At 41.4% G+C, this 25281-nt stretch carries 28 protein-coding genes; 24 read left to right on the forward strand and 4 right to left on the reverse strand.

The window, feature by feature from the left end:
- Positions 1-177: 177 nt before the first annotated feature.
- The 13 genes from ACQY69_RS12540 (at position 178) to ACQY69_RS12600 (ending at position 15071) form a co-directional block, all read left to right on the forward strand.
- Positions 178-1014, forward strand: coding sequence for a hypothetical protein (locus tag ACQY69_RS12540; protein ID WP_428261061.1), 837 nt, complete (start codon positions 178-180; stop codon positions 1012-1014).
- Between the two features lie 13 nt (positions 1015-1027).
- Entirely contained in the window at positions 1028-1414 is a 387-nt protein-coding gene (locus tag ACQY69_RS12545) for a PrgI family protein (RefSeq protein ID WP_428260838.1), read from the forward strand.
- Positions 1386-3728: a VirB4-like conjugal transfer ATPase, CD1110 family gene (locus ACQY69_RS12550; protein ID WP_428260839.1), complete on the forward strand. Its 2343-nt coding sequence runs from the start codon at positions 1386-1388 to the stop codon at positions 3726-3728. Before ACQY69_RS12545 ends, ACQY69_RS12550 begins: the two co-directional genes overlap by 29 nt.
- Positions 3728-5269, forward strand: a complete 1542-nt coding sequence (locus tag ACQY69_RS12555; RefSeq protein WP_428260840.1) for a lysozyme family protein — start codon at positions 3728-3730, stop codon at positions 5267-5269. Before ACQY69_RS12550 ends, ACQY69_RS12555 begins: the two co-directional genes overlap by 1 nt.
- A gap of 334 nt (positions 5270-5603) precedes the next feature.
- A complete protein-coding gene (locus ACQY69_RS12560) occupies positions 5604-6194 on the forward strand; it encodes an MptD family putative ECF transporter S component (RefSeq protein ID WP_187301817.1) in 591 nt (196 codons plus the stop codon).
- Positions 6194-6916 carry an energy-coupling factor transporter transmembrane component T gene (locus tag ACQY69_RS12565; protein WP_428260841.1) on the forward strand — a complete coding sequence of 241 codons (723 nt, stop codon included), beginning with the start codon at positions 6194-6196 and terminating at the stop codon, positions 6914-6916. Before ACQY69_RS12560 ends, ACQY69_RS12565 begins: the two co-directional genes overlap by 1 nt.
- 13 nt (positions 6917-6929) lie before the next feature.
- Entirely contained in the window at positions 6930-8393 is a 1464-nt protein-coding gene (locus ACQY69_RS12570; RefSeq protein WP_428260842.1) for an ABC transporter ATP-binding protein, read from the forward strand.
- A gap of 7 nt (positions 8394-8400) precedes the next feature.
- Positions 8401-9354, forward strand: coding sequence for a helix-turn-helix domain-containing protein (locus ACQY69_RS12575; RefSeq protein WP_187301820.1), 954 nt, complete (start codon positions 8401-8403; stop codon positions 9352-9354).
- A gap of 111 nt (positions 9355-9465) precedes the next feature.
- Positions 9466-11232, forward strand: coding sequence for an ABC transporter ATP-binding protein (locus ACQY69_RS12580; RefSeq protein ID WP_428260843.1), 1767 nt, complete (start codon positions 9466-9468; stop codon positions 11230-11232).
- Between the two features lie 2 nt (positions 11233-11234).
- On the forward strand, positions 11235-12983 hold the full coding sequence (locus ACQY69_RS12585; protein WP_428260844.1) for an ABC transporter ATP-binding protein: 1749 nt from the start codon (positions 11235-11237) through the stop codon (positions 12981-12983).
- Between the two features lie 22 nt (positions 12984-13005).
- A complete protein-coding gene (locus tag ACQY69_RS12590) occupies positions 13006-13386 on the forward strand; it encodes a metal-dependent transcriptional regulator (protein ID WP_428260845.1) in 381 nt (126 codons plus the stop codon).
- A gap of 213 nt (positions 13387-13599) precedes the next feature.
- On the forward strand, positions 13600-14565 hold the full coding sequence (locus tag ACQY69_RS12595) for a helix-turn-helix transcriptional regulator (RefSeq protein ID WP_428260846.1): 966 nt from the start codon (positions 13600-13602) through the stop codon (positions 14563-14565).
- A gap of 11 nt (positions 14566-14576) precedes the next feature.
- Complete coding sequence (locus ACQY69_RS12600; RefSeq protein ID WP_428260847.1) at positions 14577-15071, forward strand: N-acetyltransferase family protein; 495 nt, start codon at positions 14577-14579, stop codon at positions 15069-15071.
- A gap of 265 nt (positions 15072-15336) precedes the next feature.
- On the opposite strand, the gene ACQY69_RS12605 is transcribed toward ACQY69_RS12600, so the two are convergent.
- The 4 genes from ACQY69_RS12605 to ACQY69_RS12620 form a co-directional block, all read right to left on the reverse strand.
- Positions 15337-17847: an ABC transporter permease gene (locus ACQY69_RS12605; RefSeq protein WP_428260848.1), complete on the reverse strand. Its 2511-nt coding sequence runs from the start codon at positions 17845-17847 to the stop codon at positions 15337-15339.
- 1 nt (position 17848) lies between these two features.
- Positions 17849-18523 (reverse strand): ABC transporter ATP-binding protein, encoded by a 675-nt coding sequence (locus tag ACQY69_RS12610; protein WP_428260849.1) that lies wholly within the window; start codon positions 18521-18523, stop codon positions 17849-17851.
- Between the two features lie 119 nt (positions 18524-18642).
- Entirely contained in the window at positions 18643-19560 is a 918-nt protein-coding gene (locus ACQY69_RS12615) for a sensor histidine kinase (RefSeq protein WP_428260850.1), read from the reverse strand.
- A complete protein-coding gene (locus ACQY69_RS12620) occupies positions 19561-20241 on the reverse strand; it encodes a response regulator transcription factor (protein ID WP_428260851.1) in 681 nt (226 codons plus the stop codon).
- 285 nt (positions 20242-20526) lie between these two features.
- Here ACQY69_RS12620 and ACQY69_RS12625 point away from each other — a divergent pair, with 285 nt between their 5' ends.
- The 11 genes from ACQY69_RS12625 to ACQY69_RS12675 all read left to right on the forward strand — a co-directional run bounded on the left by ACQY69_RS12625 (position 20527) and on the right by ACQY69_RS12675 (position 25277).
- Positions 20527-20721, forward strand: a complete 195-nt coding sequence (locus tag ACQY69_RS12625) for a hypothetical protein (protein ID WP_428260852.1) — start codon at positions 20527-20529, stop codon at positions 20719-20721.
- Between the two features lie 18 nt (positions 20722-20739).
- Positions 20740-21387 (forward strand): flavin reductase family protein, encoded by a 648-nt coding sequence (locus ACQY69_RS12630; protein WP_428260854.1) that lies wholly within the window; start codon positions 20740-20742, stop codon positions 21385-21387.
- A 101-nt stretch (positions 21388-21488) separates the two neighbouring features.
- On the forward strand, positions 21489-21899 hold the full coding sequence (locus tag ACQY69_RS12635; RefSeq protein WP_428260855.1) for an ester cyclase: 411 nt from the start codon (positions 21489-21491) through the stop codon (positions 21897-21899).
- 40 nt (positions 21900-21939) lie between these two features.
- On the forward strand, positions 21940-22335 hold the full coding sequence (locus tag ACQY69_RS12640) for an SRPBCC family protein (RefSeq protein WP_428260856.1): 396 nt from the start codon (positions 21940-21942) through the stop codon (positions 22333-22335).
- Between the two features lie 28 nt (positions 22336-22363).
- The gene (locus ACQY69_RS12645; RefSeq protein WP_428260857.1) at positions 22364-22546 is read left to right on the forward strand and encodes a DUF4177 domain-containing protein; all 183 of its coding nucleotides are present in this window, start codon (positions 22364-22366) and stop codon (positions 22544-22546) included.
- Positions 22547-22567: 21 nt separating this feature from the next.
- The gene (locus tag ACQY69_RS12650) at positions 22568-22900 is read left to right on the forward strand and encodes a DUF3795 domain-containing protein (protein WP_428260858.1); all 333 of its coding nucleotides are present in this window, start codon (positions 22568-22570) and stop codon (positions 22898-22900) included.
- 45 nt (positions 22901-22945) lie between these two features.
- Complete coding sequence (locus ACQY69_RS12655) at positions 22946-23539, forward strand: hypothetical protein (protein WP_428260860.1); 594 nt, start codon at positions 22946-22948, stop codon at positions 23537-23539.
- Positions 23540-23581: 42 nt separating this feature from the next.
- Positions 23582-24040: a GNAT family N-acetyltransferase gene (locus ACQY69_RS12660; RefSeq protein ID WP_428260861.1), complete on the forward strand. Its 459-nt coding sequence runs from the start codon at positions 23582-23584 to the stop codon at positions 24038-24040.
- A 25-nt stretch (positions 24041-24065) separates the two neighbouring features.
- On the forward strand, positions 24066-24500 hold the full coding sequence (locus ACQY69_RS12665) for a GNAT family N-acetyltransferase (protein WP_428260863.1): 435 nt from the start codon (positions 24066-24068) through the stop codon (positions 24498-24500).
- A 25-nt stretch (positions 24501-24525) separates the two neighbouring features.
- Positions 24526-24693, forward strand: coding sequence for a hypothetical protein (locus ACQY69_RS12670; RefSeq protein WP_428260864.1), 168 nt, complete (start codon positions 24526-24528; stop codon positions 24691-24693).
- A 137-nt stretch (positions 24694-24830) separates the two neighbouring features.
- On the forward strand, positions 24831-25277 hold the full coding sequence (locus ACQY69_RS12675; RefSeq protein WP_428260865.1) for a helix-turn-helix domain-containing protein: 447 nt from the start codon (positions 24831-24833) through the stop codon (positions 25275-25277).
- The last annotated feature ends 4 nt before the right edge of the window (positions 25278-25281 follow it).

The raw sequence follows: 25281 nt of genomic DNA on the forward strand, positions 1-25281 counted from the left end.
TGCAGAGAATATGAGGCTGTGTAGTAGGAATGTGAAGAGCTACAAAACCTGCTTAAAAGAAATGCATATACCTTTTGTTACATAGCCTGATCGGAAAACCCTGTCAGGCTTTTCAATTTTTTGAGTCAGGAGGTGATATGGACATGAATAAAGAACTTAAGCAGGGAGGTGATGTATGTGTCGGACAACTGGGTCGTGCAGAATCTGCAAAATTCACTTGAAAACTGGAATGAAAAACTCGCTGAAGTATGGGAGCTTCTTACGGAGTCCCCGGAAGATTTCCGCGGCGGAGGGATATGGGAGATCATTCAGGATATCCACGGAGCGTTGATGGCGATAGGACTGGCACTATTGGTCCTGTTTTTCGTTGTAGGCGTGATTAAAACCTGCGGGTCGTTTACAGAGGTCAAAAAGCCGGAGCATGCGGTAAAGCTGTTTGTTCGCTTTGCCATCGCCAAAGGTGTTGTGACATACGGATTGGAACTAATGATGGCACTCTTTGAGATCGTGCAGGGGATCATAAGCACGATCATGAAAGCTTCGGGGCTTGGAAACAACAATGAACTAATACTTCCGGATGAGATGGTGGAGGCGATTGAAGACTGCGGGTTCTTTGAAAGCATACCGCTTTGGGCGGTCACACTCATATGCAGCCTTGTGATTACGATCCTGTCTTTCATCATTATTCTAAGCGTTTATGCGCGTTTTTTCAAACTGTATATCTACACAGCGATCGCGCCGGTGCCGCTTTCAACATTCGCCGGAGAACCGACGCAGCAGATCGGTAAAAGCTTCTTGAAATCCTATGCGGCGGTATGTCTTGAAGGTGCGATCATACTGCTTGCCTGCATCATTTTTTCGGTATTCGCAGAGTCTCCGCCGGTAGTGAATCAAGATGCGGCGCCTGCTGCCATGGTGTGGAGTTATGTAGGAGAACTCATTTTCAATATGTTGGTACTTGTGGGAGCAGTAAAGCTTGCGGATCGCATAGTAAGGGAAATGATGGGGCTTTAGAAAGGAGTAACAAGTGGAAGTAAAGATAAATCGGGAGATACGGGAATATACGGAATCCATGTTTTTCGGACTGTCGCTTCGGCAGTTCATTTTTTCTGTTCTGGCGTGTATCGTTGCGGTATGTGCATATTTTCTGCTCAGGCCGCATCTTGGAACAGAGACCGTAAGCTGGGTCTGTATCCTTGTAGCGGTGCCGTTTGCGGTAGTGGGATTTGTAAAGTATAACGGTATGACGGCAGAAAAGTTCATATGGGCGTATATAAAGTCAGAGATATTGATACCGAAACGGCTGGTGTTTCGGAATACTAATATGTATTGGCAGCTGATCGAAGAGGGAAAGAAAGATAAAGGGAAAAAGGGGAGATTTAAAAATGATAAAAACACTGAGAAAGACATTTAAACAGGATAAAGAAGGATTTGAAATACCGAAAGGCGTTCAGGATATCATTCCGGTAAAAAAGATTTATGAAGACGGTATTTTTCAGGTAGGGAAAAACAAGTTCTCTAAATCATATAAATTCGAGGATATAAATTATTCCGTGGCAAGCCGTGAGGATAAAGAAGCCATGTTTTTAGAGTACTCCGAAGTTTTAAACTCTCTTGACAGCAGCGCAACGACGAAGCTTACGATCAATAACCGTAAGATCAATCGAGCTGACTTTGAGAAAAAGATCCTGATCGATATGGCGGGAGATGAACTGGATGAATACCGCGAGGAATATAACGATATGCTGCTTAAAAATGTGACCGGTACAAATTCCTTTATTCAGGAAAAGTATGTGACGATATCGATCAATAAAAAGAATGTGGAGGAAGCAAGAAACTATTTTAAAAGAGCGGGCAATGACCTGATATCAGGGTTTGCGCGCCTTGGGGCCTTCTGTGTGGAGCTTGGTATGCAGGAGAGACTGAAAATATTGTTTGACTTTTACAGGAAAGGAGAAGAGGAGTATTTTCATTTTGATCTTAAAGATCACATGCACAAAGGACATGATTTTCGAGATTATATCTGCCCGGATTCCTATGAAAATGAAAAAGACTATTTCAAGATAGGGGATCGTTTCGGCAGAGTGCTGTTTTTACGAGATTATGCTGCGTATATCAAAGACTCTATGGTTGCGGATCTTACGGAAATGAACAGAAATCTCATGCTGTCGATCGATATTGTTCCGGTGCCTACGGATGAAGCCGTAAGAGAGGTGGAAAACAGACTTCTTGGCGTGGAAACAAACATTACCAACTGGCAGCGTCGTCAGAACAGCAATAACAATTTTTCTGCTGTCGTGCCGTATGACATGGAGCAGCAGAGAAAGGAGAGCAAGGAATTTTTAAACGACCTTACTACAAGGGATCAGAGAATGATGTTTGCAGTGCTCACCATCGTTCATATGGCAGATACAAAAGAACAGCTCGATGATGATACGGAAGCTCTTTTGACTATAACGAGACAGCATTTATGCCAGCTTTCCGTTTTAAAATATCAGCAGCTTGACGCACTTAAGACCGTACTTCCTGCGGGGGTTAGAAAGATCGATGCGTTCCGAACGCTTACGACGGAATCGCTCGCGGTGTTTATGCCGTTTCGTGTTCAGGAAATCCAACATGAGAAAGGGATATATTATGGCAGGAATGTTATAAGTAAAAACATGATCATTGCAGACAGACGGCAGCTCTTAAATGGAAATTCCTTTATTCTGGGTGTTTCCGGAAGTGGGAAGTCTTTTGCGGCTAAAAACGAGATCGTAAATCTGGTGCTTTCATCAGATGCGGATATTATCATCATCGATCCGGAGAGGGAGTATGCGCCGCTTGTCAAGGCAATGAACGGAGAAGTGATAGAGATTTCTGCGACAAGTCCGAATCACATCAATGCCATGGATATGGGAAGAGATTACGGAGAGGTTGATCCTGTTATTGAAAAATCACAGTTTATACAGTCTCTTTGCGAGCAGATCATAGCAGGTCATCATTTTGCAAAAGGGCAGCAGTCTATCATAGACAGATGTACGGAGAATATATATCGCCCTTATCAGAACGCCGGGTATGAAGGCATGCCGCCAACGCTTTCGGACTTCAGAGATGAGCTTTTGAGACAGCCGGAACCGGAAGCGATTTCACTTGCTCTTGAACTTGAGCTTTTTACGAGAGGAACGCTGAATACTTTTGCCAAGCAGACCAATGTCAATACAAGCAACAGACTTATCTGTTACGACATCTTAGAGCTGGGAGAGCAGCTTAGAACGGTGGGAATGCTGGTTATATTGGACAGCATTTTAAATCGGGTAACATCAAACAGAATGAAAGGGAAAAGGACATTCATATTCATCGATGAGATTTATCTGCTGTTTATGCACCAATATTCCGAACAATTTCTTTTTAAGCTGTGGAGAAGGGTTAGGAAGTACGGAGCGAATTGTACCGGGATTATGCAGAATGTAGAAGATGCGCTTCATTCGCATACGGCGAGAACAATGCTTGCGAATTCGGAGTTTATCATCATGCTTAATCAGGCGGCGAGCGATCAGCTTGAGCTGGCGAAGCTTCTTCACATTTCAGAACAGCAGCTTTCCTTTATCCGTAATGTCGATGCAGGACACGGCCTTATTAAAGTGGGAAGCGCGCTGGTGCCGTTTGAAAACAACTTCCCTAAAAACAGTAAGCTTTACAGGCTCATGACGACAAAACCGGGTGAGAACTTAGGTGGTGCTGCTTAATGGCTGACATAAAGACGAGGAGTGCTGATAAGGGAACGATAAAGACTCTGGATAAAGCCTCAGTAGCAGCAAGCAGGATGAAACATTCCTATGCCAGAACAAAGGAACTGGTAGAAGAAAAGCAAAAGAGCACCGAAGGCTCGCCGGCAGAATATGCCGTAAACAGGCTTTCCGGCGCAGGGAATACACTTATGCGAAAAGGCGGTGGGAAGTTTAATGAAGCCGGAGGAAAGAGCGTCACTGTTTTGAAAAACGAGATCCGGCAGCGAAGGCAAGGAATAAAGGACAGGGGAGCAGACATAAGCAGATCGTCATACACTGTAAGAAGGCCGGGAACAAAGATAAAAAAGGCAGGGCGAAGCAGTAATGAAATATCGTATTCGGCAAATAAACATGCTTTGTCGAAACGACTTGCGGAAAAACGGCTTACCGGAAAACATGTTAAATATTCAGGCATGAGAAAAGGTGCTGTCAGGGCAACTCATGCAGTGCGAGCGATCGCGGCAAGTTTAAAAACACTTTTTGTATTCCTGTTTGCGGGAGGTTGGATCGCGGTGCTTGCTGTTGTAATATGCTGTCTCTTTGGGGCGGCTCTTTACTTTTTTGGCGACAGCAGTTCCAATGATTATCTCCCCGTGAGTGCAGAAGTGGAAAGCTATACTCCGGTAATAGAAAAGTATGCGAAGGAATACGGGATACCGGAATATGTAGAGCTGATCAAGGCGGTCATGATGCAGGAGTCAGGCGGCAGGGGTACGGATCCCATGCAGGCTTCAGAGTGCAGCTTTAATACGAAGTATCCGAAAAAGCCAAACGGGATAACCGATCCGGAGTACTCCATAAACTGCGGTATCCAATATCTTAAAAGCGCTCTTACAGCTGCTGGAGTCCAAAATCCGGTGGATATGGACAGGATAAAGCTTGCCCTGCAGGGGTATAACTTCGGTGTGGGATATATATCATGGGCGCTTGAAAACCACGGTGGATATTCGAAGGCGGGAGCCGTAGAATATTCCAAACAGCAGGCGAAGAAAAACGGATGGTCTTCATATGGAGACACGGATTACGTGGAGCATGTGCTTAGATATTATCCGTATGGCAACTATTCCTATGATGTTATCTTTAACGGAAGCGGAAAATTGGGACTTCCGATAGCAGGTATGACACAGGGAAATATAACTTCCCATTTTGGACCGAGATCTTCTCCGGGAGGGATCGGCTCAACAAATCATCAGGGACTGGATATCGGATTTCCAACCGGGACAAAAGTACTTGCCTGTGAATCGGGGACAGTAACTTCCGCAGGCTGGAACGGAGGACTTGGAAAATGCATTATCATCAGACATAGTAACAGCCTTGAGACTGTTTACGGACATCTTAGCAAGATCAATGTATCAAAAGGACAGAAAGTAGTGAGAGGTCAGGTGATCGGTGAAGTTGGAAATACAGGTAACTCAACAGGACCGCATCTGCATCTGGGAGTCAGGCTAAACGGCAGTTATGTGAATCCGGAAAAGGGATGGCTGAGCATGGGGAAATAGAAAGACGAGACAGGGTGTTTTTCCTGTCTCTTTACATATATGCGCTCAGTGTAAATAGTGAAGTCCGAGTTCAACATGAATAGAAATCATTATGTGCCGAATGGTAAATATATTAGGGCGAAAAGGTGATAAAAGAGCAAAGCATATATATATGTTTGCATTGCTTGACGGTATATGAAATCAAATATTCGTAACCATTTGGAGTATTTTCAAACTATCCAGAGTGGCACAGTCTATTTGGGTTATAGTAAAATTTGATTATGCGAAATCCTGTTTCGCTATTTTTAATCACAATGGGTTAGAAGCATCTAACTATACTGGAGGTATGTAGAGAATGGAAGCAAGAAGTAACAAACTACAAGCCAAAGACCTTATCAACGTAGGCATTTTCACCGCCATCTATTTTGTCATTTTCTTTGCGGGTATGATGCTGGGATATATCCCTATCTTTATCCCGCTGTTAGGATTGGTGTGCCCCATCCTGTGCGGTATTCCCTTTATGCTGTACTTAACGAAGGTCAAAAAATTCGGCATGGTATCTCTGACTGGCATTATCCTTGGCTTGCTGAATTTAATTATGGGTAGCGGCGTGCTGGTTCTGATTTTTGGTATCATCTTTGGCGTTCTGGGCGATGTAATTTTGCGGGCCGGAAAGTATCAAAGCTGGAAATGCACGCTCCTTGGCAATGGCGTGTTCTCCCTTTGGATCATGGGATATGTAAGCCGGATGTTCTTAACTCGTGACACTTTTTTTGCTTCACTTGTAAGCAGCTATGGACAGGAATATGTAGATACCCTTATGTCCTATACTCCTGGCTGGACATATCCGGTTCTGTTTGTTGTCACTTTTATCGGCGGCATTTTGGGGGCGCTTCTTGGCAAGGCCGTGTTGAAGAAACATTTTGAAAAGGCGGGGATTGCCTGATGGATGCGGCGATTACAACGCTAAAATTTGAAAACAAAGCTGTTATTCCCACCGATCCAAGGACAAAACTGTTTTTGACTGTAACTGTCAGCACCATTATGATTACCGGAGGTACAGGCGGATTTATGAATTTCGTCCGTCCGTGCCTCATGGCTTGTCCGATTATTTTTCTGCTCCTTTCGAGAAAATGGACAGCCGCAGCCAGATTTGCAGTTACATACGCTGTTTTGTTTGCGTTGGAATTAACGGTATTACCGCTGCTCACTGGCACATGGAATTTTATCCTGGGAGCCGCAGTCGGAATTTATACGCATATGCTCCCCGGATTTATCATGGGATATTATCTGGTGAGTACGACAACCGTCAGCGAATTTGTTGCTGCGATGGAGAAGATGCACATTCCACAAAAAATCGTGATCCCTATGTCGGTGGTATTCCGATTTTTCCCCACAGTCAAAGAGGAATATGCAGCCATTCGGGACGCTATGAAGATGCGCGGCATCACTACCTTCCGCAGTCCCATGAAGATGCTGGAATACCGGATTGTTCCTCTGATGATTTCGATTGCCAAAATCGGAGAAGAACTGTCTGCGGCTGCTCTTACGCGAGGGCTTGGAGCGCTGCAGAAACGGACGAATATATGTAAAATCAGCTTTGGGCCTTTGGACTTTTTCTTCTTCCTGCTGGCGATACCCTGTTGGGTCGGTTTCTTTATCTGTTAGGAGGAAGGCGCCTATGATTGAATTTCGCAACATCAATTTTCGATATGCCGGGGGAACGGATGCCGGCGGGCTTGTAAACATTAACTTAATCATCCCGGACGGGCAAGTTATCCTTTTGTGTGGACAATCTGGCTGCGGAAAAACAACCCTGACCCGGTTGGTGAATGGGCTGATCCCAAATTATTATGAGGGCGAGTTAAGCGGTGAAGTCCTGCTGGATGGAAAGAACATCAGCAGACTTCCACTCTATGAAACAGCAAAATATGTGGGGAGCGTTTTTCAAAATCCCCGCACACAGTTTTTTACGGTGGACTCTACTAGCGAACTGGCCTTTGGATGTGAAAATCAGGGCTTGCCTGAAGAAAAAATCATTCAGCGGGTGAAATCGACTGCGGAGCAGTTTGGGATGGAGAACCTGCTGGGGAAAAATATCTTTTCTCTTTCCGGTGGGGAAAAGCAGAAAATCGCCTGCGCCTCTGTATCGGCCAGTGATCCGCCCATCATTGTCCTGGATGAACCATCTTCTAATCTGGATATGTCAGCCACAAAAGATTTGCGCCGGATGATCCAGATTTGGAAACAGCAAGGGAAAACAGTTATTATTGCGGAACATCGGCTCTATTATTTGAAAGAGCTGATAGACCGTGTTATTTATTTGAAAAACGGAAAAATCGAAAAAGATTATCTGGCTTCGGACGCCTTGAAACTGTCCGCAGCGCAACAGGCAGAAATGGGATTGCGGCCTTTTGACCTGGGGGCGTTCCCGGTGGTAGCACATTCTGCTGTAAGCTGCGGTACTATCGAATGTGAGAACTTTCATTTTGCTTATACAAAGCAAAGGGATGCGCTGGATATTGACAGTCTTTCGCTGCCGCAGGCGGGCATTATCGCGGTGATCGGCCATAACGGAGCTGGAAAATCAACCTTGGCCCGGTGCCTCTGCGGATTAGAGAAACACTGTAAGGGCATTGTGAAAGTGGATGGGAAAACGTATAATAGAAAACAGAGGCTGTCCCTGTGCTATATGGTCATGCAGGATGTCAACCATCAGTTGTTTACAGAAAGCACAGAGGAAGAAATGCTCATCAGCATGGCGGAGCCAGCTTCGGATAAGGCGGATGCAATTCTTGACCGATTGGATTTGTTGCAGTTTAAGGAGCGGCATCCGATGGCGCTCTCCGGCGGCCAGAAGCAGCGAGTGGCGATTGCTACCGCCCTTGTTTCCGAGCGTAAGGTTTTAGTGCTGGATGAACCTACCAGCGGCTTGGATTTACAGCACATGAAGGAAGTGGCCGATGAACTCATAACGATACAGGAGATGGGAAAGACCTCTCTTGTTATCACCCACGATTATGAGCTGATCGTCAGTTGCTGCACTCATGTTCTACATTTGGAACACGGTGTGGTACAGGAACAATATGCGCTGGATGCCACAGGGCTTCAGCTCCTCAAAAACTTTTTTATTGAATCGAGGTGATCACAGTTTGAACAGAAGCGACCTGTTTTTTTCGCAGCAAAATATGAATTTGCTCTGCCGGGACGAATCCTGTTCCGTTTATCAGATGAAAAACGAAACAGGAGATGGAACAGCAACCTACTATGAGGTGTATCCCGGAATTGGAGTTATATATAATGACTTCCACATGGCAAGTTGCCCGCCGAGGCGCTTCGACAACACTCACTATATTTCTATCCATCACTGCCGGGAGGGACGCATTGAGTGGGAAGTCAGCAATGGTGCTTATCTTTATCTTGCGTCCGGCGATATTATGCTGGACAGTTCTGCTACGGAAAACAACCATTGCAGCTTTCCCGTAAGTCATTACCACGGGATTACAATTACAATTTCTGTTCCCGAAGCTGCGGAAAGTCTCGGAGAGCTTCTGTCCCTATTTTCTATCGATCTGGAACAGATTGAACACCAATTTGCCTTAAAGGCTCGGCCTTTTATCATGCACGGGAATTCCGTTCCCGACCATGTGATTTCGGAACTCTACCAGGTGCCGGAAAATATCCGCTTGGAATATCTCAGGGTAAAGGTATTAGAACTGTTGGTCACGCTCAAGACAGTAGACCCTACGGTTTTAGGTGTGGAGCGCCCCTATTTTTATAAAACACAGGTAGAGAAAGTTAAAGCAATCATGGCATTTATGACGGAGGAGCCGGAACGTCACTTCACAATGGAGGAACTATCTGAAAAGTTTGATATTTCTACTTCTGCCCTAAAGCAGTGCTTTAAGGGAGTTTACGGCACCGCTATTTATACCTATATGCGGAATTATCGGATGGACCTGGCGGCGTCCCTTCTCACACAAACGGATGAACCGATTACAGTGATTGCCGGAAAAGTCGGTTATACGAACACCAGCAAATTCTCCGAAGCGTTCAAAAAAGTCAAAGGGAAAACACCGCTGGAATATCGAAAAATAAAAATCTAAATGGAGCAAAACGAGGCTTCGCAGAGTGGCAGACAAATTGAATACCTGTAATACTTAGAGAGTACCAAAGAGATTGGTGCTCTCTAATTTTTTGCTAAAGGAGGAAAGGAAATGAAGCAGAAAAGCTGGATTTCTATTGTGTTTTCCTTTGCTTCACAGTGCCGGGGCAAGATTGTCCTGTCCGTCTTATGTGCAATCATCAGTGTGGTTGCCGGACTGATACCTTATTGGAGTGTTTACCAAATTATCACACTCTTTATCGACGGTTCACCTGTGATGGCAGAGGTTTGGAAATGGTGCTGGATCGGACTTGGCGCTTATGCGATACGCTTCTTGCTCTATGGTATTTCAACGAGCCTGTCCCATATATCTGCCTACACCATTTTGGAGAATATTCGTTTGACCCTTGCCCAGCGGCTGATGAAAGCTCCGCTGGGGACAGTCATCGGAGAGTCCGTGGGTAAGCTGAAAAGTGTATTGGTAGACCGGGTAGAAACGATTGAGCTGCCGCTGGCCCACATGATCCCGGAGTGTATCTCCAACCTGCTGCTCCCCGTAGCAGTCTTTGTCTATCTGGCCTGCATTGACTGGCGTATGGCTCTGGCTATGCTGGTGACTGTGCCTCTCGCTTTTATCGCTTTTGCCATGATGATGAAGAATTTTAATAAGCTCTATGCCGATTACATGGAGTCCAATAACTATGTGAACGGCGTGATTGTAGAGTATGTGGAGGGCATTGAAGTTATCAAGGCGTTTAACCAGTCCTCCAGCTCCTATGAAAAATTCACAAAGGCGGTTCAATCTTTCAAGGACTACACCCTCAAATGGTATCAAAGCACTTGGAAGTTGATGAATTTTATTTCTGCGGTGTTACCATCCACCTTTTTGGGGACGCTCCCGATTGGTATGTATCTCTATTGGACCGGCAGCCTGGCCCCGCAGGATCTTGTGATGTGCCTGATCCTCTCGCTGGGGATTGTAGGTCCGCTGATGAACTTTACCACCTATGTCAATGAAACGAAAACGGTTGAATATGCCGTACACGATGTAGACAAGCTGCTCCATGTGGAAGAACTGCCCGATACTGGAAAACCAGTGGAGGCGCAGTCCAAAGACATTCAGCTTCAGGATGTTTCGTTCTCTTATGATAAAGAGAGCGGTAAACAGGTGCTTTCCCATATCAATCTGAAAATCCCGGAGGGAAAGTTTACGGCACTTGTCGGCCCGTCCGGTGGAGGTAAATCCACCATCGCCCGCTTGATTGCCCGTTTTTGGGATGTGAACGATGGAAAAATCACCATTGGCGGTGTGGACATTCGCAGTATGCCGCTGGCCCAGCTTGCCGATATTGTCAGCTTTGTTACACAGGATAACTTCTTGTTCAACTGCTCCATCAAGGAAAATATCCGGCTGGGAAACCCTGATGCTACGGACGAGGAAGTATATGCGGCAGCAAAAGCCGCCTGCTGTGATGAGTTTATACGGAAATTGGACAATGGCTATGACACGATGGCCGGGGATGCGGGGAACCGGCTTTCAGGTGGTGAAAAGCAGCGTATTTCCATCGCCCGTATGATTTTGAAAAATGCCCCCATCGTGATTTTGGACGAGGCAACTGCGTTCACCGACCAAGAGAACGAAGAAAAGATCCAGCAATCCATCGCCGCATTAACAAAAGGGAAAACTTTACTCGTAATTGCTCATCGTCTGTCCACCATCAAAAATGCCGATCAGATCATCGTTCTACAAAACGGACAGGTTGAGAATACGGGCACGCATCAGCAGCTTTTAGATGGCGATGCCCTCTATCGGGATATGTGGGAGGCGCATATCGGAGCGCAGAACTGGTCTGCTGGTTCCGGGAAAGGGGGTAACTGAATATGTTTCGCATTGTAAATCGATTGATCCAATGGACAGGGAAATATAAACGGCGTATTTACATTGGGTTTGTCTATGCTTTCATTCACAGCATTTTTACTGCAATTCCTATTATGCTGGCTGCAAAGGGATTGAGTGCTGTTTTGGATGACTTCAATGGCATTGACCCATTGGAGAGCCAGGACATCTGGATCATGCTGGCGGCTATGATTTTAGCTGTATTGGGCCGATACCTGTTCTCTTATCTCCGAGCTATCACACAGGAAAGTGTCGGATATGAAGCAACCGCTGACGAGAGAATCCGGCTGGGAGATATTTTGAAACGGGTGTCGCTGGGCTTTTTCAGCAAGAACAATATGGGCGAACTTTCCGCAGCCGCTACAACCGACCTCTCGTTTATGGAAATGTTCGCCATGAATATGGTCAACACCGTTGTGAATGGATATATCACCGTTGTTGTCCTGATATTGTTCCTTGCATTTTACAGCCCTCTGGCGGGAGGAATTGCTCTGGCTGGTGTCCTTCTGTCTGCCCTGTTTCTTCACCTGCTGGAGGCGCGCAGCCACCAAAACGCTCCTATCCATCAAAAGGCACAGGACGATATGGTGGAAAATTCCATCGAGTATCTGCGAGGGATGCAGGTGGTGAAAGCCTTTAAGCAGGAAGGTGTGTCTATTGCCGGTATTCGCAAAGCATACAGCGACAGCAAGAAAATCAACATCAAAATTGAAGTGGAATATATGCCCTTCAACTGTCTGCACCTGTTTTCGCTGAAAGCTGCCTCCATCGCCATAGTAGCTGTGGCCGCTCTGCTGACCTATAACGGCAGTATGGAACTTCCTACCATGCTCATGCTGGATATGTTCTCTTTTATGATCTTTGGAAGTGTGGAAGCCATGAACAACGCCGCCCATGTATTGGAGGTCATTGATGCTACGCTGGACAAACTGGACGGCATTGAACACGCTGACATTATAGACAAAGACGGGAAAGATATTTCTTTGCAGAACACGGACATTGCTTTCCGTGATGTGACATTCTCCTACGATAAAGTTCCTGTTTTACGGAATATCAGCTTTTCCATCCCGCAGGGCAGCACTACGGCCATTGTAGGGCCATCTGGCAGCGGCAAGACCACGATTTGTAACCTGATTGCCCGTTTCTATGATGTGGACAGCGGCGAGGTCACAGTAGGCGGTGAGGATGTACGGAACATGACCTGTGACAGTTTGCTCCGCAATATCTCGATGGTCCTTCAAAAGGTCTACCTGTTCCACGATACCATTGAAAACAACATCCGTTTCGGTAATCCAGGTGCAACAAAAGAAGAAATTATAGAGGCCGCGAAAAAGGCTCGGTGCCACGACTTCATTATGGCTCTTCCCGATGGATATGAAACGGTGATCGGCGAGGGTGGCTCTACGCTGTCTGGCGGAGAAAAACAGCGCATTTCTATTGCTCGCGCCATATTGAAAAACGCTAATATCGTAATTCTTGATGAGGCAACTGCAAGTATTGACCCGGAAAATGAGCACCTGATCCAGCAGGCAATCAGTGAATTGACCATTGGAAAAACGGTTATCGTTATCGCTCACCGTCTGGCAACGATTGAACACGCTGACCAGATTTTAGTGGTGGATAAAGGTCAAGTTGTTCAGAAAGGAACACATCAGCAGCTTGTTCAGCAGGAAGGACTTTATCGCCGTTTCATTACAATCCGTGAGCAGGCAGAGGGCTGGAGCATTGCCTGATAATTTGAGGGAGAACTGCAACATGAAACTTCATGCGTCCGGGGAAGACTATCTAGAAGCAATCTTTGTTATTTATAGAGAAAAAGGCATGGTACGCTCTGTGGATGTAGCTCGCTATATGGAGGTATCAAAGCCCAGTGTGTGCCATGCGGTGGCTGCCTTGCGGGACGGCGGCTTTCTCACGATGGACGAGGATCACTTTCTCCATCTGACCAATGTGGGTCGTGAAGTGGCGGAGCATATTTATGAAAAGCACCGTTTCTTTACCGATCGGCTGATCGAAGTCGGAGTAGATCCGGAAACGGCTGAAAGGGAAGCCTGCCGGATGGAGCATGTGATTAGTTCAGAAACTTTTGAAAAGATAAAGGCTGTAGCTAATCCTAATACGAAGAAGGGAAAATAAATAGATTCTTAGGCGGCCCTGAGTATTTTACAGAGCCGCCCTTTTTATTATGGCAAGAAAGATTATAAGTGAAAAAATAGAAACTATTGTAGGAATCTTGCTCGATATTATCTCTTTACATACCGATTGCTGAATGCTGTAAGTGTGAGGTATAATAAAAACATAGCATTGAGCAAGAGATAAATGTAACAGAAAGAAAAAAACGGAGATTACATGAACGCAGTACACACAAGGGATCGTATCTTTCTCATTATGAAGATGCTTTATGAGAAAAGTGATGAAAATCATCCTTTAGCAACAAATGAAATTATGGATTTTCTTGCACAGAATGGAATTACTGTAGACAGGAAAACCTTTAGAGAAGACATGAACTTTTTGATCCAGTCAGAGGATCTTGATATAATCAGGATTAAAAGCTCTCCCAATAAATATTTCTGGGGTGAGCGTGTGTTTGAAATTCCGGAACTAAAGCTATTGATTGACGCAGTTTCCGCAGCTCGTTTTATCAGTCAGGATAAGAGCGATGATCTGATCAAAAAGCTCATTGCTCTGGCAGGAAAGAGCCAGCGCCACGAGCTGATTCGTAATGTACATGGCACTGGGAAAATGAAGGCGGATAACCGCAGGCTGTACTATATTGTAGATATCTTAAACGATGCAATCAATCAGAAGAAAAAGATTAAATTTCAGTATTACGAATACGACGGGCAAAAGCATAAGGTACTCCGCCATGATGGAGAAGAATATATCCTAAGCCCATATGCGCTCTATTGGAATGAGGACAATTACTATCTGGTGGGATTTTCTGAGAAACGGCAGAAGGTGATTACTTTTCGAGTAGACCGCTTATGCTTGCCGGAAATTTTAGAAGAAGCAGCTATCTCAGAACCGAAAGACTTTAATATATCGGATTTTGGCAACAAGGTTTTCCGCATGTTTGGCGGAGAAGAAACGATAGTGAAACTTTTGTGTAAGGACGAATTGATGAAGTACATCATTGACCAGTTTGGCACAGAAGTAGAGACGCAAACGCACAGCGACGGCACTTTTACCGCATGTGTCTCTGTAGAACTTAGTCCGGCTTTTTACGGCTGGGTGTTCCAGTTTGCCGGAAAGATGAGGATACTGTCACCGGAGAAAGCGGTAGATGAATTTAAAAAGATGAAAGCAGCGAATTAAGGAGCAGACAAATGTATATTCGACATATAAGACCAGAAGATGATCGTATGTCTATCAGTGAAATATATGAGCGAAGCTGGAAACATGCGTATAAAGACATTTTACCGGATAGTTATCTGAATGCGATACCACGAGGTCACTGGGCTTCCGTGATAGATAGCCCCGGCTGGAATACACTGATTTTGTTTGACCGGGGAAAAATGGTTGGAACCAGCAGCTTTTGCCAATCTCGTTTTCCGCAATTTGAAGGTTGCGGAGAGATCATTTCTCTGTATCTGCTCCCGGAATATATGGGAAAAGGATATGGAAAAGAATTATTGAAATTCGTGACCGCGGAATTATCAGCGCAGGGATTTCAAGAAATTTTTTTATGGGTGCTGGAAGAAAACAATCGGGCAAGATGTTTTTATGAGCGCTATGGATTTTTGAAGGCAGAAGATGTGATAGAGGAAAAAATCGGCGGCAAAAATGTCCGGGAAATTCGATATGTTTTGAAATCTGGCTGATTGAAAGAGGATACATTCTATGTAGAGATATCGCTTGCTGTTATATGTATGAAATCCGTGTGCTGGTAGATGTTTTGAAAGCAACCAAAACTTGCATGCGAACCGTAAAAGTGTTTGAAGCAAAATTAAATGAGGACAAATAAAACCGTAGCGTGCAGATCACAATGAATTGTGAAATACAGCTACGGTTTTTCTTCTCCGCTGAATTTATATCCCACACCCCAGACAGTAATAATATATCGTGGATTGTCTGGGTGTAGTTCGATTACATTTCATCTTGTCGTAATAATTCTATTATGCTTTCATTTTTCGTTTTTCTCAAAATCAATAAAGTCGATACCACGCAAATTGTAATAATGACTAAGAACAAAATCAAATTTTTTATCATCGGAAAAGCAAATGGAATCGCATATATATTAAGATTTTCAAATACGAAGTAACTTGCTGGTAATCCTATTATCATTGCAATAGCAATAGATAAAATCGTATAGCATAAGCTTTCAGAAACAACCATCTTTTTTATTTGTTTTCTAGTCATACCAACACTTTCTAAAATGGCAAATTCTTTTGAGCGGTTTTGTATGCTTGCAGACATCATATTCAAATAATTGGAAATTGCAAGCAACATAACAATTAATCCGATACTTCCTCCTAACACAGTAATCTGATTCTCTGAATTTTTCATATCTGAATATCTGCTCAATTTTGAATCGACAGATAAGACTTTACTGTCTTTTATCAAATCCATTATTGAATCTTCTGTATTTTTAGAAAATGCCTCTTTGTAATCAATTTTAATCATTTCAATCAATGGCTGTTGCACTATTTTCTCAAAATAATCATCACTGACAATCAAATCTGGATTGTAACCGGCGGAATAATAAGCTGGAAAATCTGTCAAAGCTCCTATCTCAATCGTTCCTTTCTTACTTAAATTATCAGAATTTGGAACAGAAAAGCTGACCTTTTTACCTACCATGCCATTATCTCCTTCAGTAAATATTTTAGAAGCAAAGGCTATTTCTCCATTATCAAAAGCTTCCTTATCAAGTGGAGTCTCTAACTCTTGATTTAACTGTTCAAATTCTAAATCATCAATTCCTACAATTCTACAACTAAACATATTATTGCTATAATCCGCCTGTTGCTTATACATATTTATGTCTTTATCATAATTACCGGGAGTATATCTGGATTGATATAATTCTTTATAATATTCTCCGTAAACATCTTCCTGATAAGGCACAGTTGCCGTTGTAGATTCCAAAGTTCTAACATCTTTCACGCCATTTAAATTCTTTACATTTTCAATTAAATCATTTGTGATCGCTTGTTCTTCATTATCAGAAAGTAAAGTTTGATTTAAAATCATCAAATCATAATCATAGGAATGATTTAAGATGTTCGTTGCATTATTCGCATAAATAACAGTGTTGATTATCAAAAACAAAGACAATGCCAAGCTCAAAGAACACATGATAACCCCAAATTGTTTCTTATCACGGAACAAATTTGTCCTTACCATTGAGCGTATATTGCCACCATTTCTAATTTTACTTTTCCTGTTTGAAGAAGAAGCTCCAATGTATTTGATCGCTTCGACAGGAGAGCAATTCATAGCTATTTTTGCAGGTTTCTGACTGCTGATTACTGTTGTCGCAAAAGAAAACACAGTAGCTATGATAAATACCCACACTGATACTGCTTCAACATCATTTGGCATAATTGTCGGATTAAGGGCGTGTAATAACTGTGGTATTACAATTTTCCCTACTACAGCAGAACAAATCAATCCTAACGGGATTCCAATTACTGTATTCCACAATACCTGCTTATTTATCATTCTTCTAATCTGAATAGAAGTAGTACCGATTGTTTTAAGTTGTCCATAATAACGGATATCTTTATTAACAGAAATATACAACGTATTATAAATAAACAGATATCCACTCATAAAAATAAGCAACAATAATACGCATAGTCCGATAATTGTTTTACAGAAATTTGAAATCGTATCATAATCCGCTTCAATAATCTGCTTCCCTGATATGTTTATCTGGTTCTGCATTTCTGTAATATCACGTTCGGAATAAAGAGGATTTTTAAGAGAGATTTTTAATTCTCCCTGCGTAAAATCTGTTTGTAAAACTCCTGTTGTTCGATAAAAATCCTCTGAAACATACCCTTTATCTGTTCCTGAAGAATAATCTAGGAACCAGCCACTTAATATAAACGTCTTTGTTATCTCTCCGGAATCACTATTTTCTGATAAGGTTTGATACACCAAAGGCAATTCCATTCCTACAGCTGGATTTTCAATCCCCATAGAATTTAAGGCGGTTTTAGAAAGCATAATTTCATTTTCTTTTTGTGGATATTCCCCTTTATAATAATCCAAAGCAGGAATTGTCTGTTTTTCCCAACAAGTATTGTCTAGCCAAAATAATCTTATTTTATCTAATTCTTTGTCTTTATATTTAGACAAAACTGCACATTTTACGCTAAGTCCTGCATACTTCACATTTTCCATTTCACGGATAGCAGACACTTGATCGTTCCTGGGCTCCGTTAATTCTATATCATAATCCATGCCCTGCATTCTTTGTTGACGGAGTGCTACTGTATCCCAATAACTTAATCCAATAGATATTATTGTGCATATTAAGAAAGTCGTCAGGAAGATAGCCAAAATTATCAAGACATTTCGTTTTTTATGTGCCGAGTATGTTGTCTTTGCAAGATCGTTTATTACTTTTTTATTATTGACTTTGAGCACTTTACTCACCACCTCTCACGATTTTTCCATCTTCCAGACGGATAATCCTGTCTGCCATTTGAGCAATTTCATCATTGTGTGTTATCATCACAATTGTTTGTGCCAGCTTTTGGCTAGATATTTTCATCAAACCTAAAACGTCTTGACTTGTTCGACTGTCAAGATTTCCAGTCGGTTCATCAGCAAGAATAATTGCTGGTTTAGTTGCTAATGCTCTTGCTAATGCTACTCTTTGTTGCTGTCCGCCGGATAATTGATTAGGCATAGAATACTTCTTACTCTCTAATTTTAATAATCGAAGTATTTCTTCAATATAATCTTCGTCCGGCTTAACTCCGTCCAGTTTTATCGGAAGTACAATATTTTCATATACATTCATAAGCGGAAGAAGATTATAATTTTGAAAAACAAATCCGATTTTTCTTCTTCTGTAAATTGTTAATTTGTCACGGGACAATTGGGAAATATCTTTCCCATCAATCAATACTTCGCCAGAAGTAGGATTATCCAAACCTCCAAGCATATGCAACAATGTGGATTTTCCACTTCCTGACGTTCCTACAATTGCCAGAAATTCACCCTCTTTAATATCCAGGTCTATACCGTCTAATGCTTTTACCGTGTTTTCTCCCATCTGATAATATTTTTTCAGATTTCTAACTGATAGAATATTCATTTTTGGTCTTCCTTTCTTTGTTTTTTCACAGAATAACAAAGACTTCTTTCTCAAATCTTTCTCAAAAGTGACATTTCTGACACAATTCAAGATTGAGAAAAAAGCCTTGCTTCGTTTGATTAGAAATCTTCACGTGATAAGAAAACCTCGACAGTTGTTCCTTTATTCAATGTGGATTTTACTTTTATATATCCCTGCTGTTTTCTTAATACTTCTCTGGCTAAATATAATCCGATTCCAAATCCCTGCTTGTCTGTTACATTTGAGCCTCTGTAAAATCTTTGGAATATTTTTCCCTGCTCTTCCTCTGGAATACCGATACCATTATCAACAATCTGAACACAAACAAAAGATTCATATAAGATAGATCGAATAGTTACAGTTGCCCCATTAGGAGAGTATTTTATCGCATTTTCAAGGATGTTTGTAAAAACCTCTTCTGTCCATTTTAAATCAGCATATACTTTGTAGGTATGGTATTCTGAAATAAGCTGAATGTCTTTTTTTATTGCGTCAAATTCTACAGATTGACAGCTTTTTTTAATTACAGTATCTAAGTCAACAATTTTAGGAGACACGGAGATAATCTCTTGCTCAGCATAAGAAGATTTAAGCAACTCTTTCATAAAAAAATTTAATTTTCCTGCATTATTTTCTATTTTGTCTACCAATCGAGCAGATTTTGAATCACTTATTCGTTCTTTGAGCAGACCTGTATATAAAATAATATTCGCAAGGGGCGTCTTAATCTGATGGCTAATATTCGTAATCAAAGATTTTATAGTATCCCTTTCTTCCTCAGCAATTTCTTTTTGCATATGGGATATTTCCATGATCCGATTGAGACGTTCAGAAATTGCAGAATCCAGTGATTCATCATATGAAAGGTCTATCTTTTTTCCACTTAATATTTCGTCTGTTTTATCAAGAAAATTTTGATATTGAGTAAATAATTTGTTTCTATACCAGCGAGTTATCAGATATAAAAGTATAATATTTATAATGATAGCTAAGACTATAAGAGCATATATATTCATTTATAAGTTCTCCCACATATAACCCTTTCCGTATACTGTTTTAATATATTTGGGCTTGGAAGATTCATCTTCCAGTTTGTCTCTTAGCCGTCTTATAGCAACGGATAGAGCATTATCTTCCACATATTCTGTTCCTTCAGGCCATACCCATTCCAACAAACGGTCTCTAGTTATAATTATATTTGGATTTGATATTAAAAGGTATAGTATTCGTTGTTCTGTTCTGCTTAACTCTACTGGTATGCCGTTTTTATAAAATTCCATCGTTTCAAAGCGGAACAGAAAGATAGAATCGTTGTATTCTGGCTCATCTTTTATTGGATTTCTTCTAAGCAAGGCTCTGATTCTGGCACGAAGAATCATTAAACTAAATGGTTTTGTAATATAATCATCTGCACCACTTTCAAGTCCTTTTACAATATCTAGTTCCATATCTTTTGCGGTAAGCAAGGCAATGGGAATTGACACTTTCTGCTTAATTTCACGACAAAATTCCAACCCATTACCGTCAGGAAGATTGATGTCAAAAATCATTAAATCGATTTTTTGTTCAGGTATAGCCTTTCTTGCATCTGCAATCGTAGAACATATTATAAAATTCAATTCTTCGCATTGCAAAGATAATTCTATTCCCTCTGCTAAATCAACATCATCTTCTAAAATCAAAATTGTTTTTCTCATTTTTCATTTATCTCCTTATATCAGAAAAATTGATTTAATTACAGAGATTCTATTGGCAACTATTTATACGAGCTATTATAGCAATTATTCTTTTGACCGTAAATGGGTTTACAGAATGTGAAACAAGCTATACTAACAAAAGACAAGAGGAACGAGCCATATCATATTTGAAATATGAGCTGCTTTATTTGTAATTTTTTCAGTAAAACTCTTTCCGGTTGTATATCCATAGTGTATGATCATATAGTCAGAGACAAGAGGTTATGAAACGGAGGAAACATAATTATGAGAATATGTGTAAGATGCGGAACTGAGATGAAAGAAAACTGTACAATAAAGGTGGAAGGCGCTGGTTACGGCATTGTGATGTCTTCTGACGAGAGTAAACTGTTCGGCGGCAGGATCGGCAAGCCGAAGGTAGCAATCTGTCCGAAGTGCGGCGAAGTCTCCATCTATGTGGAAGATGTAGAGAAGCTGTAATATGTGAAAGGTACAGCTATGAAGATAGAGATAGAAAAGGATTTCCCTCAGTATTTTAAGCCGGCATATCCGGAGGAATTTGACTTGTTTTCGCACTTTGAAGTAACGGCGGGCATACCAACCGTTCTCTTTGCTGTCACGACTTGGAAAGAAAACGGAAAACCGAATGTGTGCTTTCATTCGTGGAGCTGCTTTCACGGAGATAAAAGCGCTTTCTTTGCCGTGATGGGCAACCTGTATCAGCATACCCACACCTATGCCAATATCCAAAGGGAAAAATGCTTTTGCATTAACTTCCTTCCGATAAGCTGTTATGATAAGCTGGTAAATACTATTCATCAGAATGAATGGGACGATGACGAATTTGCAGCAGGAGGCTTTACTGTTTCCAACGCCAAAACCATTCACGCACCTGCGATCAGCGAAGCGTTTCTCACGATGGAATGTACCTTGAAAGAAATACAGGATTTAAGCGGTGCGGGTATTACGGCTATGGTAATCGGACAGGTACAGCACATCTCTGTGGAAGAAGCGTATGCACAAGGGTATGAATTAAGATATGGCAAGGACGGATTTATGCTGCTTGTGCCTGCGCCGCAAGACCTTGTTACCGGAGAGCCGAATCAGTCGGCGATTGCCACCGTGCATATTGAGAAATACGACTGATTTGGGGAAGGAAGTGTGAAAATAGTAACTACAAATATAAAAACGCTTAACAGGACAGCACTACCTAATGCGGTCAAGGCAGAAAACTCTGGAGGAACAAAATGGATAATAAGAAGATCGTAAAAGATTTTTATGAAGTGATTGTTTCTGAAAATATGCTTGATAAACTGTCTGAGTATATATCGGAGGACTGTGTATTCAGAATAGGAGAAAAAACTACTTTCGTGGGCGTGGACGGAATGAGACAGCATCTGATAGCTTTGAAAAAAACCTATCCTGACTACACAATGAAGATTCTCCGCCAATATGAGGAGTATGACTATGTTATTTCAGAGTATATTATGAGAGGCACTCATAAAGGTGAATTCGTTGGAATAACGCCCACAAATAAAATTCTGGAAATTACAGGGATTGATATAGATAAGGTTACAAGTGGGAAAATTACCGAACATAGCGGAGCTGCAAACACCTTTGAAACTTTTTTAGAACATCATTTAATCAGACCTGTATAAAGTATGGCTTAGGGCAATGGGAATTAGGGAGAGTGTGAAAATGGCGACTTCAAATATAAAAGCGTTGATTCCGAGCGAGCTTCGGCATGTGTGGGATTTTGTTTTAGACATTGAGAATTACGCTGCTTGGAGAAGTGATTTGAGTAAAACAGAAGTTATCAGTGATAAGCAATTTATCGAATATACCAAAGATGGCTACCCGACGACCTTTACTGTGACGCTTGTTGAGCCATACAGACGATGGGAATTTGATATGGAAAACAGCAATATGACAGGTCATTGGACTGGCATTTTCACTGCAAAAGGCGATGAAACAGAAATTGATTTTACGGAACAAGTGGAAGCGAAGAAATGGTTGCTGAAGCCCTTTGTGAAATCGTATTTGAAAAAGCAGCAGGCACAGTTTGTTGCGGATATAATGAAAAATTTTTCATAAAGACTTATACATAGGAAGGCAGTTTGTTATGAAGAAGTATGAGTATATGGCAGTTGATTTAAGCGCAGAGCCATCATTTAATGTTCATATTAAGCTGGATCGGTATATTGAGAAGCTCAATGAATATGGAAAACAGGGCTGGCGTTTGATTTCCGGAACTGATGACTGGAAGTATTCGATCTTTGAGCGTGAAATTGCTGATGAAGAATAAGAGACAGGAGGCGTATAACCTATGAAAGATCTGATCGGATACTGCGGATTGAACTGCGAAAAATGCGACGCATACATAGCGACCGTCAATGACGATCCGGCTTTGCGGGAGAAAACTGCGAAGCTGTGGGCAGAGCTAAACAACGCCCCGATTCTGCCGGAACATATTAACTGCGAGGGCTGCCGTATGAACGGAGCGAAAACGATATTCTGCGACAGTCTGTGCGGGATTCGGAAGTGTGCGTTAAATAAAGGTGTTTCCACCTGCGGCGACTGCCCGGAATTAGAAAGCTGCCCGACTGCCCGTGCGATTCTCGAAAACAATCCGGCTGCTTTGGAAAATTTGAAAAGGTAAATACATAGATAACCATTTATATTCACGGGAAAGGAAAGATTCATAATGAAGAAGAACGTTATAAAAGCTGGTATATTTGCAGTAGTTTTGATAGTTGCTTTTGCCTTCACAGGGTGCCAAAATGAAAATTCAAATGTTGATGAAAAGAGACCTGCGGAGGGAAGCGTAAATGAGGAGTTTGTATATACGCAAAAGGATATCAAAGAGCCGACCGAATTAGATCTTTCTAAAAATGGAGAGGTTACACTGGAAGTAGAAAATCTTGCAAAACCAGACAAAACCCCTCCAAATGAAAAATCCTTTTTTCTTGCAGTTAAGGCGAAAGAAGACACCGATATTTCTGTGCAATACACCTATAATACTTATGGTAAAGAAGGCGCAATGTTTTGTTGCGATCTGAAAGAAGAAGACGGAACGGAAATCAAATTAGAACCGTTATCTGCTACATATCTGGCACAATCTTCAGAAGAAAGCTATAAAGAAACATGGCTGACTACGGGTATCTTTTTAAAGAGTGGAGAGAATTTGTTTTATTTGAACGGGAAAGACCAGACATTCCCATATTGTATGACGCTTAAAGTAACATTCTTTGAAGCAGAAAAGATAGAAAAAGTGATGCTCTATCCATCTGAAATATGATTGCTTGAGAACATCAAATTCCTGATTTACGGAGACAGGAAAATGAGTATACGGCAAGCTGTTTTAACGGATTTAAATACAGTAAAAAATATTTCAGAACTCACGATTTCAGAGATTTATCCACACTATTATCCGAAAGGTGCAGTGGATTTCTTCCTTGAACATCACAGCGAAGAAAATATTTTAGATGATATAAAAAAGAATCGTGTATTCCTTTGCCTTGATACATCACAGAACATCATAGGGACTATTACTGTTAAGGGCAATGAAATATGCCGTCTTTTTGTTCTGCCTGATTATCAGAGCAAGGGATTTGGCACAGAAATGCTTGATTTTGCGGAAAGAATCATTTCTGAACAGTATTCAAGGGTTGTACTGGATGCTTCATTACCGGCGAAACAGATTTATCTGAAAAGAGGATATAGGGATGTGAAGTTTAATATCATAACCGTGGGAAGCAGCGATTTCTTATGTTACGATGTTATGGAGAAGAAGATATAAATCTCAATGGAGTAAGGTGCTTTGTATGGAAATTAAAAAACTGGATGAAACTCAATTTACTTATGCTATTGATCTGATTTGGTCAACATTTTTACAATTTGAAGCCCCCGATTATTCAGAGGAAGGCATTCAGTCATTCAAAGACTTTATAGATAATATAGAAATAATTAAAACTTTGGAATTTTGGGGAGCATACGATAATAAAGAGCTAAAAGGCGTTATCGCTGCAAATGATAACCGAAAACATATTTGCTGTTTTTTCGTTAAAGCCCGGTATCATAGACAAGGCATTGGCAGAAAACTATGGGAGCATCTTCTCGAAAACAGCCAAAGTAAAGTCATTACAGTAAATTCTTCTCCATATGCAGTTCCCATCTATCATAAGTTGGGCTTTGTGGACTTGGACATTGAACAAGTATCGGATGGTATGAGATATACCCCTATGAAATATGAGCGGTAAAGCATGATTTGAAAATGAGGTAAAAATGAAAGAAAGAAGCTGGCTTATTAGTTTGGGTATAATAATCTACATTATTTTGACCGCTATTGATAGATTTGTATTTAAAATACCTGTTTATGCATATATTCCAATAGCGGTAATTGGAATCGCACTAATAATAACAGGTTTCATAAAGGATAAAAATAAATCGTAATTTGCAGGACTGAAGGCTATAAACTAATAAAAATTTCCTTGTCAAAAAATCTTTGCGTTTATAATAGCGGACTGTAAAAGATGGATTGCTTTTCTTTTTGTTACATTCCACTGATAATATCCTTAGGAGGTAAAACGATGAGTATTGGAAAAACAATATTAAATGTTCGAAAGGAAAAAGGAATGTCACAGGAGGAATTCGGCGAATTATTTCATGTTACCAGACAGACGGTATCAAATTGGGAGAATGAAAAAAACTATCCAGATTTGAATACGTTAGTAACTATGAGTGATATGTTTGAAATTTCTCTGGATAAATTATTGAAGGAGGACAAACAAATGGTAAAAACAATAGATAAGGAAAGATTATACGGGAAGTATTATAAACATAAGCAATCTATTATTGATTTTTTTACAGGTGCTGGTACAGGACTAGTGATTTCGTGTTGTATTTCTCCAGATTCAATTAGAAGAACGGTTATACTTTGCATTGGGATTGCGATCTTTTTAATTGGTGGAGTTAAGAAACTTAGATGGGACAAAGAGGTTGTTAAGTATCTGGAAAAGCAAGAAAAGGAGCAATAAAGAT

The organism is Gallibacter sp. Marseille-QA0791 (assembly GCF_965119705.1).
GTDB lineage: Bacteria > Bacillota > Clostridia > Peptostreptococcales > Anaerovoracaceae > Lentihominibacter > Lentihominibacter excrementipullorum.

Excerpts from the sequence above, each read along its gene's own strand:
- ACQY69_RS12660 (WP_428260861.1), top strand. The coding sequence starts at position 23,582 with ATGAGTATACGGCAAGCTGTTTTAACGGATTTAAATACAGTAAAAAAT.
- ACQY69_RS12565 (WP_428260841.1), top strand. The coding sequence starts at position 6,194 with ATGGATGCGGCGATTACAACGCTAAAATTTGAAAACAAAGCTGTTATT.
- ACQY69_RS12560 (WP_187301817.1), top strand. The coding sequence starts at position 5,604 with ATGGAAGCAAGAAGTAACAAACTACAAGCCAAAGACCTTATCAACGTA.
- ACQY69_RS12625 (WP_428260852.1), top strand. The coding sequence starts at position 20,527 with ATGAGAATATGTGTAAGATGCGGAACTGAGATGAAAGAAAACTGTACA.
- ACQY69_RS12570 (WP_428260842.1), top strand. The coding sequence starts at position 6,930 with ATGATTGAATTTCGCAACATCAATTTTCGATATGCCGGGGGAACGGAT.
- ACQY69_RS12620 (WP_428260851.1), bottom strand. The coding sequence starts at position 20,241 with ATGAGAAAAACAATTTTGATTTTAGAAGATGATGTTGATTTAGCAGAG.
- ACQY69_RS12655 (WP_428260860.1), top strand. The coding sequence starts at position 22,946 with ATGAAGAAGAACGTTATAAAAGCTGGTATATTTGCAGTAGTTTTGATA.
- ACQY69_RS12640 (WP_428260856.1), top strand. The coding sequence starts at position 21,940 with ATGGCGACTTCAAATATAAAAGCGTTGATTCCGAGCGAGCTTCGGCAT.
- ACQY69_RS12600 (WP_428260847.1), top strand. The coding sequence starts at position 14,577 with ATGTATATTCGACATATAAGACCAGAAGATGATCGTATGTCTATCAGT.
- ACQY69_RS12665 (WP_428260863.1), top strand. The coding sequence starts at position 24,066 with ATGGAAATTAAAAAACTGGATGAAACTCAATTTACTTATGCTATTGAT.
- ACQY69_RS12590 (WP_428260845.1), top strand. The coding sequence starts at position 13,006 with ATGAAACTTCATGCGTCCGGGGAAGACTATCTAGAAGCAATCTTTGTT.
- ACQY69_RS12670 (WP_428260864.1), top strand. The coding sequence starts at position 24,526 with ATGAAAGAAAGAAGCTGGCTTATTAGTTTGGGTATAATAATCTACATT.
- ACQY69_RS12580 (WP_428260843.1), top strand. The coding sequence starts at position 9,466 with ATGAAGCAGAAAAGCTGGATTTCTATTGTGTTTTCCTTTGCTTCACAG.
- ACQY69_RS12585 (WP_428260844.1), top strand. The coding sequence starts at position 11,235 with ATGTTTCGCATTGTAAATCGATTGATCCAATGGACAGGGAAATATAAA.
- ACQY69_RS12650 (WP_428260858.1), top strand. The coding sequence starts at position 22,568 with ATGAAAGATCTGATCGGATACTGCGGATTGAACTGCGAAAAATGCGAC.
- ACQY69_RS12595 (WP_428260846.1), top strand. The coding sequence starts at position 13,600 with ATGAACGCAGTACACACAAGGGATCGTATCTTTCTCATTATGAAGATG.
- ACQY69_RS12630 (WP_428260854.1), top strand. The coding sequence starts at position 20,740 with ATGAAGATAGAGATAGAAAAGGATTTCCCTCAGTATTTTAAGCCGGCA.
- ACQY69_RS12615 (WP_428260850.1), bottom strand. The coding sequence starts at position 19,560 with ATGAATATATATGCTCTTATAGTCTTAGCTATCATTATAAATATTATA.
- ACQY69_RS12675 (WP_428260865.1), top strand. The coding sequence starts at position 24,831 with ATGAGTATTGGAAAAACAATATTAAATGTTCGAAAGGAAAAAGGAATG.
- ACQY69_RS12645 (WP_428260857.1), top strand. The coding sequence starts at position 22,364 with ATGAAGAAGTATGAGTATATGGCAGTTGATTTAAGCGCAGAGCCATCA.
- ACQY69_RS12550 (WP_428260839.1), top strand. The coding sequence starts at position 1,386 with ATGATAAAAACACTGAGAAAGACATTTAAACAGGATAAAGAAGGATTT.
- ACQY69_RS12610 (WP_428260849.1), bottom strand. The coding sequence starts at position 18,523 with ATGAATATTCTATCAGTTAGAAATCTGAAAAAATATTATCAGATGGGA.
- ACQY69_RS12635 (WP_428260855.1), top strand. The coding sequence starts at position 21,489 with ATGGATAATAAGAAGATCGTAAAAGATTTTTATGAAGTGATTGTTTCT.
- ACQY69_RS12555 (WP_428260840.1), top strand. The coding sequence starts at position 3,728 with ATGGCTGACATAAAGACGAGGAGTGCTGATAAGGGAACGATAAAGACT.